This window comes from Gilliamella apis, assembly GCF_030758615.1.
GTDB classification, from domain to species: Bacteria; Pseudomonadota; Gammaproteobacteria; order Enterobacterales; family Orbaceae; genus Gilliamella; species Gilliamella apis_A.
Window position 1 is genome coordinate 678,892 of sequence record NZ_CP132381.1, and the last position, 14,249, is coordinate 693,140.

Annotated in this window: 14 protein-coding genes and 1 tRNA gene; 6 read left to right on the forward strand and 9 right to left on the reverse strand. The window is 34.4% G+C overall.

What is annotated here, in order from left to right; translation table 11 throughout:
* Nucleotide 1: 1 nt before the first annotated feature.
* Nucleotides 2-979: an ABC transporter permease gene (locus RAM17_RS03215; RefSeq protein ID WP_110448696.1), complete on the reverse strand. Its 978-nt coding sequence runs from the start codon at nucleotides 977-979 to the stop codon at nucleotides 2-4.
* A 14-nt stretch (nucleotides 980-993) separates the two neighbouring features.
* Nucleotides 994-2,589: an ABC transporter substrate-binding protein gene (locus tag RAM17_RS03220; RefSeq protein WP_110448697.1), complete on the reverse strand. Its 1,596-nt coding sequence runs from the start codon at nucleotides 2,587-2,589 to the stop codon at nucleotides 994-996.
* Between the two features lie 348 nt (nucleotides 2,590-2,937).
* Between RAM17_RS03220 and adhP the strand changes: the two genes are divergently transcribed.
* From adhP to RAM17_RS03235, 3 genes are all read left to right on the forward strand, one after another.
* Nucleotides 2,938-3,969: an alcohol dehydrogenase AdhP gene (gene adhP / locus RAM17_RS03225; protein ID WP_110448698.1), complete on the forward strand. Its 1,032-nt coding sequence runs from the start codon at nucleotides 2,938-2,940 to the stop codon at nucleotides 3,967-3,969.
* A 173-nt stretch (nucleotides 3,970-4,142) separates the two neighbouring features.
* The gene (locus RAM17_RS03230; RefSeq protein WP_306240710.1) at nucleotides 4,143-5,351 is read left to right on the forward strand and encodes an APC family permease; all 1,209 of its coding nucleotides are present in this window, start codon (nucleotides 4,143-4,145) and stop codon (nucleotides 5,349-5,351) included.
* A 23-nt stretch (nucleotides 5,352-5,374) separates the two neighbouring features.
* Nucleotides 5,375-5,590, forward strand: coding sequence for a hypothetical protein (locus tag RAM17_RS03235; RefSeq protein WP_306240712.1), 216 nt, complete (start codon nucleotides 5,375-5,377; stop codon nucleotides 5,588-5,590).
* A gap of 76 nt (nucleotides 5,591-5,666) precedes the next feature.
* On the opposite strand, the gene rimL is transcribed toward RAM17_RS03235, so the two are convergent.
* From rimL to RAM17_RS03255, 4 genes are all read right to left on the reverse strand, one after another.
* Entirely contained in the window at nucleotides 5,667-6,212 is a 546-nt protein-coding gene (gene rimL / locus RAM17_RS03240; RefSeq protein ID WP_110448700.1) for a 50S ribosomal protein L7/L12-serine acetyltransferase, read from the reverse strand.
* 185 nt (nucleotides 6,213-6,397) lie between these two features.
* A complete protein-coding gene (locus RAM17_RS03245) occupies nucleotides 6,398-7,762 on the reverse strand; it encodes a PTS ascorbate transporter subunit IIC (RefSeq protein ID WP_110448701.1) in 1,365 nt (454 codons plus the stop codon).
* 15 nt (nucleotides 7,763-7,777) lie between these two features.
* Entirely contained in the window at nucleotides 7,778-8,050 is a 273-nt protein-coding gene (locus RAM17_RS03250; RefSeq protein ID WP_034900870.1) for a PTS sugar transporter subunit IIB, read from the reverse strand.
* 31 nt (nucleotides 8,051-8,081) lie between these two features.
* Nucleotides 8,082-8,525, reverse strand: coding sequence for a PTS sugar transporter subunit IIA (locus RAM17_RS03255; RefSeq protein WP_110448702.1), 444 nt, complete (start codon nucleotides 8,523-8,525; stop codon nucleotides 8,082-8,084).
* Between the two features lie 316 nt (nucleotides 8,526-8,841).
* On the opposite strand from RAM17_RS03255, the gene RAM17_RS03260 reads away from it, so the two are divergent.
* Nucleotides 8,842-9,873: a LacI family DNA-binding transcriptional regulator gene (locus RAM17_RS03260; RefSeq protein ID WP_110448703.1), complete on the forward strand. Its 1,032-nt coding sequence runs from the start codon at nucleotides 8,842-8,844 to the stop codon at nucleotides 9,871-9,873.
* Between the two features lie 226 nt (nucleotides 9,874-10,099).
* Here the strand turns inward: RAM17_RS03260 and RAM17_RS03265 are convergent.
* A tRNA-Pro gene (locus tag RAM17_RS03265) sits at nucleotides 10,100-10,176 on the reverse strand.
* Nucleotides 10,177-10,236: 60 nt separating this feature from the next.
* The gene (gene tgt / locus RAM17_RS03270) at nucleotides 10,237-11,388 is read right to left on the reverse strand and encodes a tRNA guanosine(34) transglycosylase Tgt (protein ID WP_110448704.1); all 1,152 of its coding nucleotides are present in this window, start codon (nucleotides 11,386-11,388) and stop codon (nucleotides 10,237-10,239) included.
* Between the two features lie 139 nt (nucleotides 11,389-11,527).
* Between tgt and RAM17_RS03275 the strand changes: the two genes are divergently transcribed.
* On the forward strand, nucleotides 11,528-12,208 hold the full coding sequence (locus tag RAM17_RS03275; protein ID WP_110448705.1) for a M48 family metalloprotease: 681 nt from the start codon (nucleotides 11,528-11,530) through the stop codon (nucleotides 12,206-12,208).
* Nucleotides 12,209-12,253: 45 nt separating this feature from the next.
* Here RAM17_RS03275 and queA read toward each other — a convergent pair whose 3' ends face one another.
* Nucleotides 12,254-13,285, reverse strand: coding sequence for a tRNA preQ1(34) S-adenosylmethionine ribosyltransferase-isomerase QueA (gene queA / locus RAM17_RS03280; RefSeq protein ID WP_110448706.1), 1,032 nt, complete (start codon nucleotides 13,283-13,285; stop codon nucleotides 12,254-12,256).
* A 156-nt stretch (nucleotides 13,286-13,441) separates the two neighbouring features.
* Between queA and RAM17_RS03285 the strand changes: the two genes are divergently transcribed.
* Nucleotides 13,442-14,200, forward strand: coding sequence for a M48 family metallopeptidase (locus RAM17_RS03285; RefSeq protein WP_110448707.1), 759 nt, complete (start codon nucleotides 13,442-13,444; stop codon nucleotides 14,198-14,200).
* Nucleotides 14,201-14,249 lie beyond the last annotated feature (49 nt).

Consider the following 14,249-nt stretch of genomic DNA (forward strand, 5'->3'; position numbering starts at 1 on the left):
ATTAATGTCCTGTAATTCGTGGATCAAGTTTGGCATAAAGCATATCGACAATAAAATTAATAAAAATAACTAATATTGCAGAAATAAATACTACGCCGAGTAACGTATTTAGATCTCGTTGTACAACAGAATCATAGGCTAGGCGGCCTAATCCTGGGATGGCAAAAATTGTCTCAATGACAACTGAACCACCTAACATGGTTCCAGCTTGTAAGCCGATTAAGGTTATCATTGGTAACATTGCATTACGTAAAACGTGATTGACTAATATTTTGCGACTGCTTAATCCTTTGGCTTTAGCCGTTTTAACAAAATCTAGAGTAGATACCTCAAGTAGGGATGCACGCATGATACGCAAATAGATTGATAGATAAACTAAAGCTAAAGTTATTGTTGGTAGAATTAAATACCATGCAATATCAAGTATTGCTGAAAATCCAGTTAAGGATTGCTCTATACTGCCAAATCCACTAGGAGGTAACCAATTTAAATAAATTGAAAAGAAAACTATTCCCATTAATGCTAACCAAAAGGATGGAGTGGAATAAAAAATCAGTCCTAATATAGAAATCAAAGTATCAGGCCAACGATTGACTTTTTGGGCAGATAAAATGCCAAGAATTGTGCCACAGGTAAACGCTAATGACATTGCGCTGATCATTAATAATAATGTAGCAGGTAAGCGTTCTAAAATCATATGGCTTACCGGCTTGTTATAGATTGCAGATTGACCTAAATCTAAATGAACTAATCGCCATAAATAGTTTAGCAATCGAGAGCTTGTGGATTGATCTAGTTCATAATAATGACGCATTTCGTCAATTACACTCGATTCGGCGCCACCAATTTGGGCTAACAATGCATCGACTGTATCACCAGGTGCTAATTGCAATAACAAAAATAGTGTGATTAGAATGATAATCAATGCTGGTATAGTGGTTATCAGTCGTCTAAGTGCAAGAGTAAGTATATGCGTCATCATTTCACCTCAATTTAATGTTCTATCCATACATCAAACCAGCTACTTGATGGCCAACGTGCGGTATTGTGATGATTGTGTACTTTAGTATTCACAACCGAGATGAATTCTCGTTCAGTAGCAAACCACAGAGGCAGTTCAGCATTTATGATATCGACCAACTGAGTATAAAGCGCTTTACGTTTGGTTGGATCTATTTCAGTTGCAGCATTATCAATTAATTGGTCGACGGTATCAGATTTCCAACCATATTGATTGGTCCAAGGTGCACCATCAGGGCTACCTGAACGCAGCCAAACTGTTGTTGATACTGCAGGATCACCTCTATATTGATGCCAACCCGTTGCAATATCAAAATCGTGGAGTTTATAAACAGCATTTAAAGCACCTGCGGTATCGAGATTGACGATAACCACGTTAATGCCAATTTCAGCTAAAGATTGTTGAATGAAAGTTGCAAAAAGTGGGACATCTTCACCATTATTGATATGTACTAATTTTAAAGTAAAACGATTACCATCAGATTTTCGTTTATAGCCGGCTTCATCTAATAATTGTTCGGCTTTCTCTCTATCAAAAGGGTAAACGATTTTACTGTTTATAGGATAAAAGGTATTTGATGAAGGAATAATTCCTGTTGCTGGTTTTCCAAAACCATATAAGAAATCTTCAGTAAAAAAAGAGATATCAAGCGATTGGACAATTGCTTTGCGAACATTTAAGTTAGCAATGATAGGATTACGGAAGTTAAATTCCAAAGTGTTATTAAAAATATTAGCTTGTGAGCCCTTAGTTAGTACTGCAAATTTTTCGTTTTGCTTGAATCGATTAATATCGGCAAGACTTAGTTTTGAGTAGGCACTTAAATCAATTTGTCCACTTTCTAATGCAGCAGATGCTGAAGAATTATCATCAATAATACGCCAAATTATCTTGTCTAAATAAGGATAACCTTTTCGCCAGTAGTCCGTATTACGTTCAACAATAATATGTTGGCCTCGCTGATATTCAACAAATTTAAAAGGTCCTGTCCCAATTGGTGCCGTATTATAAGGATTATTTAGGACGTCAGTTCCTTCATATAAATGTTTGGGTACCACATAGCCAAGATCGACGAGTGCTCTTAATAGTAAATCTAACGGCATTGGACGAGAATAATTGAAGACTACAGTATAGTTATCTGGGGTATCGACAGAAGTTAAATTAAGTTGTAATGCAGTTGAAAAATTTAATCTTTTCTTCCAAAATTCCAGCGCATTATATTTTACATCCTGTGATGTAAATGATTTGCCGTCGTGCCATTTAACGCCTTCACGTAATTTAAATGTTATTGTTTTTCCATCCGGCGATGATGTCCATGATGTAGCAAGGACGGGAATAATTTGCCCATTTTGATCAAGATCTACCAGTGATTCAACTACTTTTCCTGATACTTCATATACACCAGTTGAAGCGCGTAGAGCTGGATTGAGAATCCTTTGTTCACCTGAGTAATGAACAACTAGTGTTCCACCATATTGTGGTGTTTTTTCATCAGCCAGTGAATAAAATGGTAACAAAATTGAGAATAAACCTATAAAAAAAGTTTTTTTAATATTAAATAAATCCATGTGTGCTCCTTACAATAGTTGCTACCATATTTTGAATATTTCAAAGTATGAAAAATTTCTAGAATTCCACTATAAAAATTTTCAGGAAAGATGAGAAATGCCGATATCGAATATTTATATTACTTTTAGTTATATATTTAGATTATCTGTTTAATATATTTAATTTTTTTTACTATTGAATGCTGGTATCTGATTTGATTATTGAGATTTAGTCCCTATTTATATAGACATGAAAAATTAATTTTTATTTTTAGTTATAAATGTGAAATAGCGCATATTTTTTCTAAATAAATGGTTTAAAATGTAATCAATGATTTTTTAAAATTGTAATTATTCTAGGAGAAATAAATGAAAGCTGCAGTTATTAAACAAGAATGCGATGGTCAAGTCGAAATTAAAGACATTCCGGTTCGCCCATTAGAGGCTGGAGAAGCTTTAGTTGAGGTTGAGTATTGTGGGCTTTGTCATACTGATCTTCATGTCGCTGCTGGCGATTTCGGTAAAAAACCTGGTCGAGTAATTGGCCATGAAGGTGTGGGTATTGTGACTAAAATTGCACCTGATGTAAAAAGTTTGAAGATTGGAGATCGTGTTAGTATTGCATGGTTCCATGCAGGTTGTGGTACCTGTGAATATTGTATCTCGGGTAACGAAACATTTTGCCGAAGTGCTTTAAACTCAGGTTATAGTGTCGATGGTGGTATGGCTGAACAATGTATTGTCAAAGCTGATTATGCGGTAAAAGTCCCCGATGGACTTGATCCAGCCCAAGCAACTAGTGTGACTTGTGCTGGGGTGACTACTTATAAAGGCATAAAAGTAGCCGATACTAAACCGGGTCAATGGTTGGCTGTATTTGGTATTGGTGGGCTTGGTACTTTGGCTATCGAATATGGTAAAAATGTTTTCAACAATAAAGTTGTAGCGATTAGTAACAGTGATAGTCAGCTAGAGTTGTGTAAGAAACTTGGCGCTGATTTAGTGGTTAATCCTAAAAAAGTGGCTGATGTTGGTGCTTACATAAAAGAACATACCGATGGTGGTGTGCATGGTGCGGTGGTCACTTCAGTTACTAAAACAGCATTTAATCAGGCTATTGGTTCTGTACGTCCATTAGGACGAGTTGTTGCATTGGGTCTACCTTCTGAAACAATGGATTTAAGTATTCCTAAGACAGTTCTAGATGGTATTCAAGTGCTCGGCTCATTAGTTGGTACTCGTGAAGATTTAGCGGAAGCATTTCGTTTTAGTGCTGAAGGTAAAGTTGTACCAATTGTAGAAAAACGTCCTCTTGAAGATATTAATGATATGATTGACGAAATGAAAGCAGGTAAAATTCGTGGTCGTATGGTTATTGATATGAAAATGAAGAAAAAATAGTAATTATTGCATCATTAACTTATTGAAAGTCAGCTTTATGCTGACTTTTTTATTGACAGTAACTTCTGATCTGGAAAGCTTTTTTTCTATTAAAATTAATCTTGCTTGTTTTTTATAAATAAAGTCCTATTATAGGCAAATTTTGCTTTATTGATCAGTTTAAGAGGTTATTTATGTCTGAACACAATTTAGAGAATAATTTGCGGAAAGATCTTGGTTTAGTTTCTGCATTATCACTCGTTGTTGGAATGGTTTTAGGCGCTGGTGCATTTATGAAACCACCTGCTGTATTGGAAGTCGCTGGCGATTATAATTTTGCTTTGTTAGCGTGGATTATTGGTGGAGTTTTTTCAATTTGTGGTGGTTTAACGTTATGTGAGCTAGGGGTTATGTTCCCGAAAACTGGGGGCATGCTGGTTTATTTAGAAAAAATTTATGGTGCTAAAGTTTCTCATTTATATGGTTGGATGATCACTGTACTTTTTGCTCCATCATTAGTTGGGGCTTTGGTTGGTTATTTTAGTTCTGTATTTTGTTTATTATTTGGGATCAATGATGCCTATCGTATGGCGGTAAGCGCTGGTGTTTTGGGGCTTATTGCATGCATTAATTCAATTGGTGTAAAACAGGCTGGCTATCTACAAACGATTGCTACCTTTTGTAAGCTTGTTCCAATTTTGTTGCTAGCCATATTTGGATTATGGAAAGGTAATGGTCAAGTTGCATTATTTAGTGCTAGTGGACAAGGTATTGAAACTTACGCACCATTTGCAGTGGCAATATTGGCAACACTATTTGCTTATGATGGATGGGCGCAGGTTGCATCTGTTGCTGGTGAAATTCGTAATCCATCAAAAGTATTACCTAAAGCAATTATTCTCGGCATAATATTTTTAGTGATTGTTTATGCTTGTATCAATATTGCGTTATTTAAGATATTTCCGGTACAAGAAATGGTTACGCTTGGGCATGACGCTTCAGCAGTTGCTTCACAACGCATGTTTGGACATTTAGGCGGTAATTTAGTTGCTGTTGGTATAATGGTTTCAATTCTTGGTGGTATTAATGGTTATATCATGACTTTATCTCGAACTATTTTTAGTATGGGAGAGCGAGGAACCATCATTGGAGCAAAATTTTTAAGTACCATTGATGACGATAGCCGTTCACCAGTGAATGCAATTATTATATTGGTTGTTTTTTCATTCCTTTATTCAACCCTGCTTGATGCTGATCGTTTATCTGAAATCTCAATGTTCTCTATTTGGGTTTTTTATCTATTGACATTTATTGGGGTAATTATCGCCAGGAAAAATTTGCTGATATCCCAAGACCTTATAAAGTCATTGGTTACCCAGTTATTCCTCTTATCGCTATTTTAGGCGCTGGCTATGTTATATATGGTATGTTAATTCACCAAACAGTAAATGGGATTGCTTCAATTGTGTTAACTTTAATTGGTTTGCCTCTTTATTACTATTTTGATAATAAAAATAAACATATTGAACTTTCACTTGGTGAAGTAAAGAAATACCAATTTAAAACTAAGTATATGATTGCAATATCTTCAATTATTATTGTTTTAGGTTTAATCGCTTACGGTTATTTTGTAATCAAATAATCGTTAAGCATATTTATTCAACAATTGTTAATTAAAACCGACAGATGTCGGTTTTTTTATAACCAAATAATTAAACCTAATTAGCAATCAAACCATAAATATTTTGGTCGTGAAAAGTTCCATTAATATATTCAGCTTGTTTTAGGGTTCCTTCGTAACTAAAACCACAACGTTTGGCTATAGCATTACTTTTCTCGTTATTAACTGCGCATTTAATGACAAATCGTCTAATTATTTTTTGCATAGCGTAATGCTTTATTAATGCATTGATTGCGACGGTCATAATTCCATTGCCCTGTTTTGAGCTATCTAGCCAATAACCGATATAAGCTGTTTTATTATTTTTATCAATCTGATTAAAAGATAGTAATCCAATAGCTTGACCTTTTAATAAAATGACATAGGTTTTGCTTTCATTCTGTTGATGTTTTAACCAACAAGAATCTAAAAACAGCGCTGTATCCGTTTGGTTTTTCACAAATTTAGGCCATGCCATAAATTGACTAAAGTACTCTCTATTGTTAGTGATAATGTTATAAATATCTGATGCATATTGATTATTTGCTGGTGCTAAACAAAGATGTTTATCAACATCAATCATATCTTTTTGATTATTGGTCATTATTAACTTTTTTAAAATACCGAACGAAGTTATTTAAACATTTTAAACAAATTATGTTGTCATGTATATTAAATAAACTATGTTGTCGAAAGTTGATAGGATAAGTTGTAGTACGATGAAGTGGTATAAAATTGCCAGACTAGCAAGTCTGGCATCATATTATTACTTAATGAAAAGATAAAAATCTATTTTTCATTGTTACTTTTTTTAGGTTTTGTTAATGTATTATGTACAACTAACAAAGCAAAAATAGCGACAAAGATTCCCATAATAATATCTTTATTGAACCAATTTGCCATATTGCCCAGAATAATGCCTACACCACAGAAGTCTACATCAGAGAAAGTTGTGTTAGAAAAGCCAAGTGACCCTAAAACTGGTAATAAAAGTACTGGTAAGAATGTAACTAATAAGCCATTGGCAAATGCACCAAGCATTGCTCCTCGACGGCCACCCATAGCATTACCAAACACCCCTGCAGTTGCACCACAGAAGAAATGAGGGACAACACCAGGTAAAATAAGCACAGCATTTAGTTGTCCTAATACAAATAATCCAACTAATCCACCAAGAAAACTAAATAAAAAGCCAATTAATACTGCATTTGGTGCATAAGGGAAAACAACCGGACAGTCTAAAGCTGGTTTTGCATTTGGCACTAATTTTTCTGAGAAGCCAGTAAATGCAGGAACAATTTCGGCTAAAATCAGTCTAACCCCTTGAAGGATAATGAATACACCTGCTGCAAATGTGATGGCTTCAATAATGGCATAAACTAAATAATTATCTCCCTTACTTAAGTTTTCTTGAATATAATCAGGGCCAGCAAATATCGCTAAAATTAAATAGATAATCATCATCGTTAATGAAATAGAGATTGAACTATCACGTAAAAAACTTAAGTTTTTCGGTAAATTCATTTCTTCAGTTGAACGAGATCCTTTACCAAAAGCTGAACCAAGCCAACCCGCTAATACATAACCTAAGGTACCGAAATGACCGAATGCAACATCATCATTGCCAGTTATTTTTCGCATTTGTGGTTGGGCTAAAGCTGGGAAGAATGCCATGATCAAGCCGAGAACTAATGAACCAGTAAATACTAATTGCCAACCTTCAAATCCAGCAACGGTCAAAATAATACTGATCATACATGCCATATAAAAAGTATGATGGCCTGTTAGAAAAATATATTTTAAACATGTGAACCTAGCAACCATAATATTGGCCACCATGCCGAATGCCATAATTAATGCTGTTGCCGTACCATATTCATTTAAAGCCATTGAAACGATAGCTTCATTATTAGGGATGATACCTTGAAGTTTAAACGCTTCTTCAAACATTAATCCTAATGGAGTAATTGCGCTGATTAAAACTGTTGCACCACCACCTAATACTAAAAATCCTAAAATTGTTTTAACCGTTCCTTTAACTGTATCCGCAAATGATTTTCGTTGCGCTAATAGCCCAACCATGGCAATTAGACCAACGAGTATTGCTGGTACTTTTAAAATATCAACAACGAATTTAATTACTTCTTGAATCATAGCAATACCTCATAATTAGGCTTTATTAAAGTGCTCAACGAGTTTCTGTTCTAAATCGTTGATATCAATAATATTATTTAAAACCACTAATTTATCTTGTGGAATGCCAGAGCTTGCAGCTAGATCTTTAGTCATCACAAAAAGATCCGCTTGTTCTGGTGTGGCGGAGGCGAGATCTGCATGTGTTACTTCTGCATCAATGTTTAATTTTTTGAGTACTTTTTTGATATTCATTTCAACCATGAAGCTACTACCAAGCCCAGAACCACAAACTGCCATAATTTTCATATTATTTATCCTTCTATTAATTGATTTGAATTTAATAACGATCAATTATTGTTAAAATTTCATCGCTATTTTTAGCATTAAAAATTGAATTAACATCATCTGATTCAGCGAATAATGATGCTAACTGAGTTAACATTTCGATGTGACTAGTGCTATCACTAGCGGCCAGCAAAGTAATTAAATAAACAGGGTCATTTTCTTCTGAATTAAAATTAACGCCATTTTTAACTAATAGCATTGATAAACCTAAATTATTTACCCCTTGTTCGGGTCTGGCATGAGGCATTGCAATTCCCGGTGCTAATACATAGTAAGGACCAATAGATTCATGCAATTGAAAGATAGCATCAATATAGTTTGGTGTTATTGATTTGTTCTCTAATAATGGAGCAGCACAAAGCTTAATTGCTTCTTTCCAATCTTTCACCGAATCAACAATCTTTACAGTTTGACCCGTTAGCCATTGATTTAACATTTTACCTCCGAAAAACTGATTTATTATTTGTTAATATTACGATAATAGAAAATTAACACATTGGCTAACAATAATAATTTAAAAAGAACAAAAATGTGATAGCGCTATCATTTTTTCGTGAATAATTTTTCTATTTTGTGATTTAGATAGCATTTTTAATATATATTTGAAAAAAAATGGTCATAGCATAATATTATAATAATCTCATTATTTTGATTAAACATTTAAATTAATTAATTAACATATTGTAATTGTTAATGTTTTTAGGATTTGGAGTATACATTTAACTACTGGTTAGCTCTAGTTGAGATCGAATATGCAAGATACCAAAAAACGCAGAAGTACAGGTCAAACTACTTTATTTGATGTCGCTAAATATGCTGGTGTTGGTACGATGACTGTTTCACGAGCATTGCGAACGCCAGATAAGGTATCGGATAAACTGCGCCAAAAAATCCAATTAGCTGTTGAGACATTAGGCTATAAACCTAATATTGCAGCTAGCTTGCTAGCATCCGCTTCTGCCAATAAAGTTATTGCTGTTATTACTACAAAAATTTATGAAGATTCAACCCGCATAGCCCTTAATTCACTGCAAGCATATTTACTTAAAGAAGGTTATACCACAGTTATATTTGAATCTTATTATTTTTATAAACGAGAATCACAACTATTAGATACTCTCTATAGTAATAATCTTGAAGCGATATTACTTTTTTATATTGAACATGATGATTTTATTGAAAAAATATTAAACAATAAAACAATTCCTACTTTCAATATTGGTAAGCAGTATGATGAATTGGCTAATATACATATAGAAGTAGATGATAGTTTGGCAATGAGTATGTTGACGGAACAGGTAATAAAAAAAGGCTATCGCAATATTGGTTTACTTTGTGCTAACCACCAATGCCATGTTTTTCAACAGCGGTTACATGGTTGGCATAAAGCTATGTTAAACAATCACTTGCCAACCCATAGAATAATTAATCCTGCTAAACCAGCTAATTTTAGTACTGGTAGTGAATTACTGCCAGATATTTTATTGAATTGGCCTGAATTAGATGCGTTAGTTTGTACTACTGATGAGCTGGCATGTGGTGTGCTTTATGAATGTCAAAGACGGCATATTCGAGTTCCTTATCAATTAGCTGTTTGTGGATTTGGTAATAGTGAATTTAGTCAGGTAAGTATTCCAACGCTCACAACAGTTTCTCTACCTTCAAAGAAAAAAGGTGAGTATATTGGTAATTTATTATTGAATGAATTAACAGATAAAAGTGGTCATTCAAATTTTGAAATCTCAACTCTAACACCAACAATTTGCTTAAGAGATAGTTTGTAATTTAACCAGAAAGTTAATTGTTTAAAGAAATACTCTAAGTTTGAATTAATCTAATAGCGACGTGAATAAAAAGAACGACGAGAGCTAGGATTGACTCGCCTTACGGGTAGTTGCTAAAGCAACGCAGTCTCGTGCTACTTGGCTTGAACCTTTTATCGGTTCGAATCAAATGCATCGGTGTAATAATAAAAAAGCCCACTCATTTGAGTAGGCTTTTTTATTAAATTGGTCGGCGAGAGAGGATTCGAACCTCCGACCCACTGGTCCCAAACCAGTTGCGCTACCAAGCTGCGCTACTCGCCGTTAGGAAGCGCATAATACTGCGCTAACTATAATGTGTCAATAGTTGATATATAAAATTTATCAACTTTGTTTGGTTTGGTTACCTAATGGTGCAGGTGTTTTACCAATTCGTTGATAGAATTCAGTAACAAACGCTTCATATCGTTTATTTGCTACTGCTTCGCGTATTTCAGCCATTAAACGTTGATAATAACGTAAATTGTGAATAGTATTTAAGCGAGCACCCAATATTTCACCGCATTTATCTAAATGATGAAGATAAGATTTAGTGTAGTTTTTACAGGTATAACAATCACAATGCGGATCTAATGGTGTCGTATCGTCTTTATATTTGGCATTACGAATTTTTATAACCCCATTGGTAACAAATAAATGACCATTACGAGCGTTTCGAGTTGGCATAACGCAGTCGAACATATCGATACCGCGACGCACGCCTTCAACTAAATCTTCTGGTTTTCCTACTCCCATTAAATAACGTGGTTTATCGGCTGGTAATTGTGGGCAGGTTCCTTCAAGTATGCGGTGCATATCTTCTTTTGGTTCACCAACAGCAAGTCCACCAACAGCGTAACCATCAAAACCAATTTCGGTTAATCCTTTAATTGAAATATCACGTAATTCTTGATGTATACCACCTTGTACAATACCAAATAATGCATTTTTGTTATTTAGTTCATCAAAACGTTGTCGGCTACGTTTTGCCCAACGTAAAGACATCTCCATTGATTTTTTGACATAGTCCCATTCAGCAGGAAAGGGAGCACATTCATCAAAAATCATTACAATATCCGAACCAAGATCATATTGGATTTCCATTGAGATTTCAGGCGATAAGAAAATGGAATCCCCATTAATTGGATTACGAAAATAAACACCTTCTTCTTTTATTTTACGAATATCACCAAGACTAAAAACTTGAAATCCACCTGAATCGGTTAAGATTGGTCCTGACCACTGCATGAAATCATGAAGATCTCCGTGTTTGCGCATAATTTCCTGTCCAGGTCTTAACCATAGATGGAAAGTATTACCTAATAAGATTTGTGCTCCTGTTGCTTTTACTTCTTCGGGTGTCATACCTTTTACTGTACCATAGGTACCAACCGGCATAAAAGCAGGAGTCTCAACGGTATATTCCACTCCTCGACGATCAAACTTCATACGGCCACGACGAGCTAAGCCGTCAGTATTGTCTAACTCAAATTTCATTTTTATATTAACCTCTTGCGACCAAATAAACAGTTTGGCGCCAATTATTGCTATAATACATACTTGTATCATTAAGTAGTGTTGCTTAGTTTATCGTGCTAAGCTTAAATAGACAATATTTGTAAGGATTTTCGAACCATTGAAATCTATTATTTTATTTATCGCATGTGTTGTAATGCTAATGTTGGTTGGATGTCAGAACCAAACTAGAATAACACCCACGATAGTCTCATCTGAAGGAATTAAAACCTTATCGGAACATGATATATTGGCAATTAGTCAACAAGCTTGTATTGAAAATGACAATAGAGCGATTATTCCTCCTAATTATCATCATCTTAATAGTCGATTATCTAAAATAGCCCAAAGTTTACCGCAAAAAATAAATAATATTGAGTTAAACTATAAGGTTTATATTGATACTGAACCGAATGCTTGGTCAACCGCGAATGGTTGTATTCGAGTCAATAGTGGTTTAATGAAATTACTTGAAGATAATGAGTTACAAGCAGTACTGGCGCATGAACAGGCTCATATAGTCCTAAAACATGGAATAAATTTGTTTCGACAAGCTCCTTATATTGAAATTACAGATAAAGCCCATGAGCTTGTGATTATTGTAAAAGAAGCAACCTCACACCAATATGAGGTTGAAGCGGATAGTTATGCTTTTGACTTATTAGTAGGGGAAAATATAGATCCAATTGGTTTGCTCAATATGTTAACAAAAATGCCAATTCATTCTGAAAATCAACCAACCTCGCATCCATCAAGAATAAAACGAATATCCAATATTGTTGATAGATTGAATCGTCACTAACTATTTTTAATTTATTGAATATAAATGCTTTACTTTAGCTATAAATCATTTGTTATTAGTAATTAGCATTGCATCACCATAGCTAAAGAATTGATATTTTTCTTTTACGGCATACTGATAAGCATTCATAGTGTTCTCATAGCCAGCAAATGCTGAAACCAGCATAATCAATGTTGATTCAGGTAAATGAAAGTTAGTGATCAGAGAATCAATGACTTTAAATTGATAGCCCGGGTAAATAAATATTCGGGTATCGGCAAAAAAAGGTGCAATAGTTCCAGTTAGTTGTGCTGCACTTTCTAATGCTCTGACTGATGTTGTTCCTACGGCAATAACTTTATTTCCGCGAGCTTTACAGTCTAAAACTGCTTTTACAACTGATTCGGGGACTTCTGCATATTCGGCATGCATAATATGAGTTTCAATATTTTCAACTCTTACAGGCTGAAATGTACCAGCGCCAACATGTAAGGTAACAAATTCCATCTCAACACCTTTTTGTTTAAGTTTGTCTAATAAAGGTTTATCAAAATGAAGACCAGCCGTTGGGGCTGCGACAGCGCCGGGAACTTTGCTATAAACGGTTTGGTATACTTCACGATCTTGAGCATCATCAGGGCGATCTATATAAGGTGGTAATGGAATATGGCCTATTTCATTTAAAATGCTAAGCACATCGTTAGGAAATTGTAGCTCAAATAATGCATCATGACGTGCAACCATGGTAACTTGGATATTATCATTTTCACCTAAAATGAGTTCTGCTCCTATTTTAGGTGATTTTGAGGCTTTAATATGTGCAAGTGCTCGATTTCCCTCTAACAATCGTTCAATCAATACCTCAATTTTTCCACCTGATGCTTTTTTTCCATATAACCGTGCAGGAATTACTTTAGTATTATTGAAAATGAGTAAATCACCAGCATTAATACAATCAATAATATCCGTAAATACTTTATCTTCAATTTTACCTGAATGGCCATCAAGAGCTAATAATCGACAAGAACTTCTTGTTTCTGAAGGGTATTTTGCAATCAGTTCTTTAGGAAGAGTAAAATCGAAATCAGACAGTTGCATAATTATGTTCCTCAAAAAAAGAGGCACTAGTCTAAATGGCTAATTATTACGAAGCAAGTAATTATTTGTTGATTATTATTAAAGTTGCGTTAAAATTTCACACATCTAACATGAATGTTAGAAGAAAGAAAAGTCTGTTAATATAAGGAAAATGATATGAAAAAACATCAAAAAACATTGCTTGTTGCACTACCTTTAGTTGCAGCTATGTCTTTAGCCGGCTGTAAAAATATGAGTGCTAGTGATTTAACTAGTCTTGGTATGAAAGGTTTACAAGCAGCAACACTCAGTGATAATGATGTGAAAGCATTAAGCCAAAAATCTTGTGCTCAAATGGATGCTCAGTCAAAAATTGCTCCAGCTAAAAGTGCATATACTAAACGCTTAAATAAAATTGCTAAAGCTCTTGGTAATAATATCAATGGAACTCCAGTTAACTATAAAGTGTATATCACTAAAGATGTTAACGCTTGGGCAATGGCTAATGGCTGTGTTCGTGTTTACAGTGGTTTAATGGATATGATGACTGATAATGAAATTCAAGGCGTTTTAGGTCATGAATTAGGTCACGTTGCTTTAGGTCATAGTAAAAAAGCAATCCAAGTTGCTTATGCAACAGAAATTGCTCGTGATGCAGCGGCAGCATCAGGTAACAAAACAGTTGCTTCATTATCTAAATCTTCTTTAGGTGCTTTAGCTGAAGCTGTTATCAATGCTCAATTCTCTCAATCACAAGAACAAGACGCTGATAATTTCTCTTTTGATTATTTAGTTAAGAAAAAAATCAATCCAGCAGGTCTTGCAACTGCATTTGATAAATTAGGTGGTGGTGATGCATCAATTTTAAGTAGCCATCCATCTTCAGCAAAACGTGCTGAAAATATTCGTAATAAATTAGCTGAATTAAAAAGATAATTCATTTAAATAATTTATTAGAAAAAAGCGCCTTTTTGGCGCTTTTTTA

Coding starts and splice junctions, on each gene's coding strand:
- RAM17_RS03220 (WP_110448697.1), bottom strand. CDS start 2,589: ATGGATTTATTTAATATTAAAAAAACTTTTTTTATAGGTTTATTCTCA.
- RAM17_RS03245 (WP_110448701.1), bottom strand. CDS start 7,762: ATGATTCAAGAAGTAATTAAATTCGTTGTTGATATTTTAAAAGTACCA.
- RAM17_RS03215 (WP_110448696.1), bottom strand. CDS start 979: ATGACGCATATACTTACTCTTGCACTTAGACGACTGATAACCACTATA.
- rimL (WP_110448700.1), bottom strand. CDS start 6,212: ATGACCAATAATCAAAAAGATATGATTGATGTTGATAAACATCTTTGT.
- RAM17_RS03235 (WP_306240712.1), top strand. CDS start 5,375: ATGTTAATTCACCAAACAGTAAATGGGATTGCTTCAATTGTGTTAACT.
- RAM17_RS03250 (WP_034900870.1), bottom strand. CDS start 8,050: ATGAAAATTATGGCAGTTTGTGGTTCTGGGCTTGGTAGTAGCTTCATG.
- queA (WP_110448706.1), bottom strand. CDS start 13,285: ATGCAACTGTCTGATTTCGATTTTACTCTTCCTAAAGAACTGATTGCA.
- RAM17_RS03260 (WP_110448703.1), top strand. CDS start 8,842: ATGCAAGATACCAAAAAACGCAGAAGTACAGGTCAAACTACTTTATTT.
- tgt (WP_110448704.1), bottom strand. CDS start 11,388: ATGAAATTTGAGTTAGACAATACTGACGGCTTAGCTCGTCGTGGCCGT.
- RAM17_RS03230 (WP_306240710.1), top strand. CDS start 4,143: ATGTCTGAACACAATTTAGAGAATAATTTGCGGAAAGATCTTGGTTTA.
- adhP (WP_110448698.1), top strand. CDS start 2,938: ATGAAAGCTGCAGTTATTAAACAAGAATGCGATGGTCAAGTCGAAATT.
- RAM17_RS03285 (WP_110448707.1), top strand. CDS start 13,442: ATGAAAAAACATCAAAAAACATTGCTTGTTGCACTACCTTTAGTTGCA.
- RAM17_RS03255 (WP_110448702.1), bottom strand. CDS start 8,525: ATGTTAAATCAATGGCTAACGGGTCAAACTGTAAAGATTGTTGATTCG.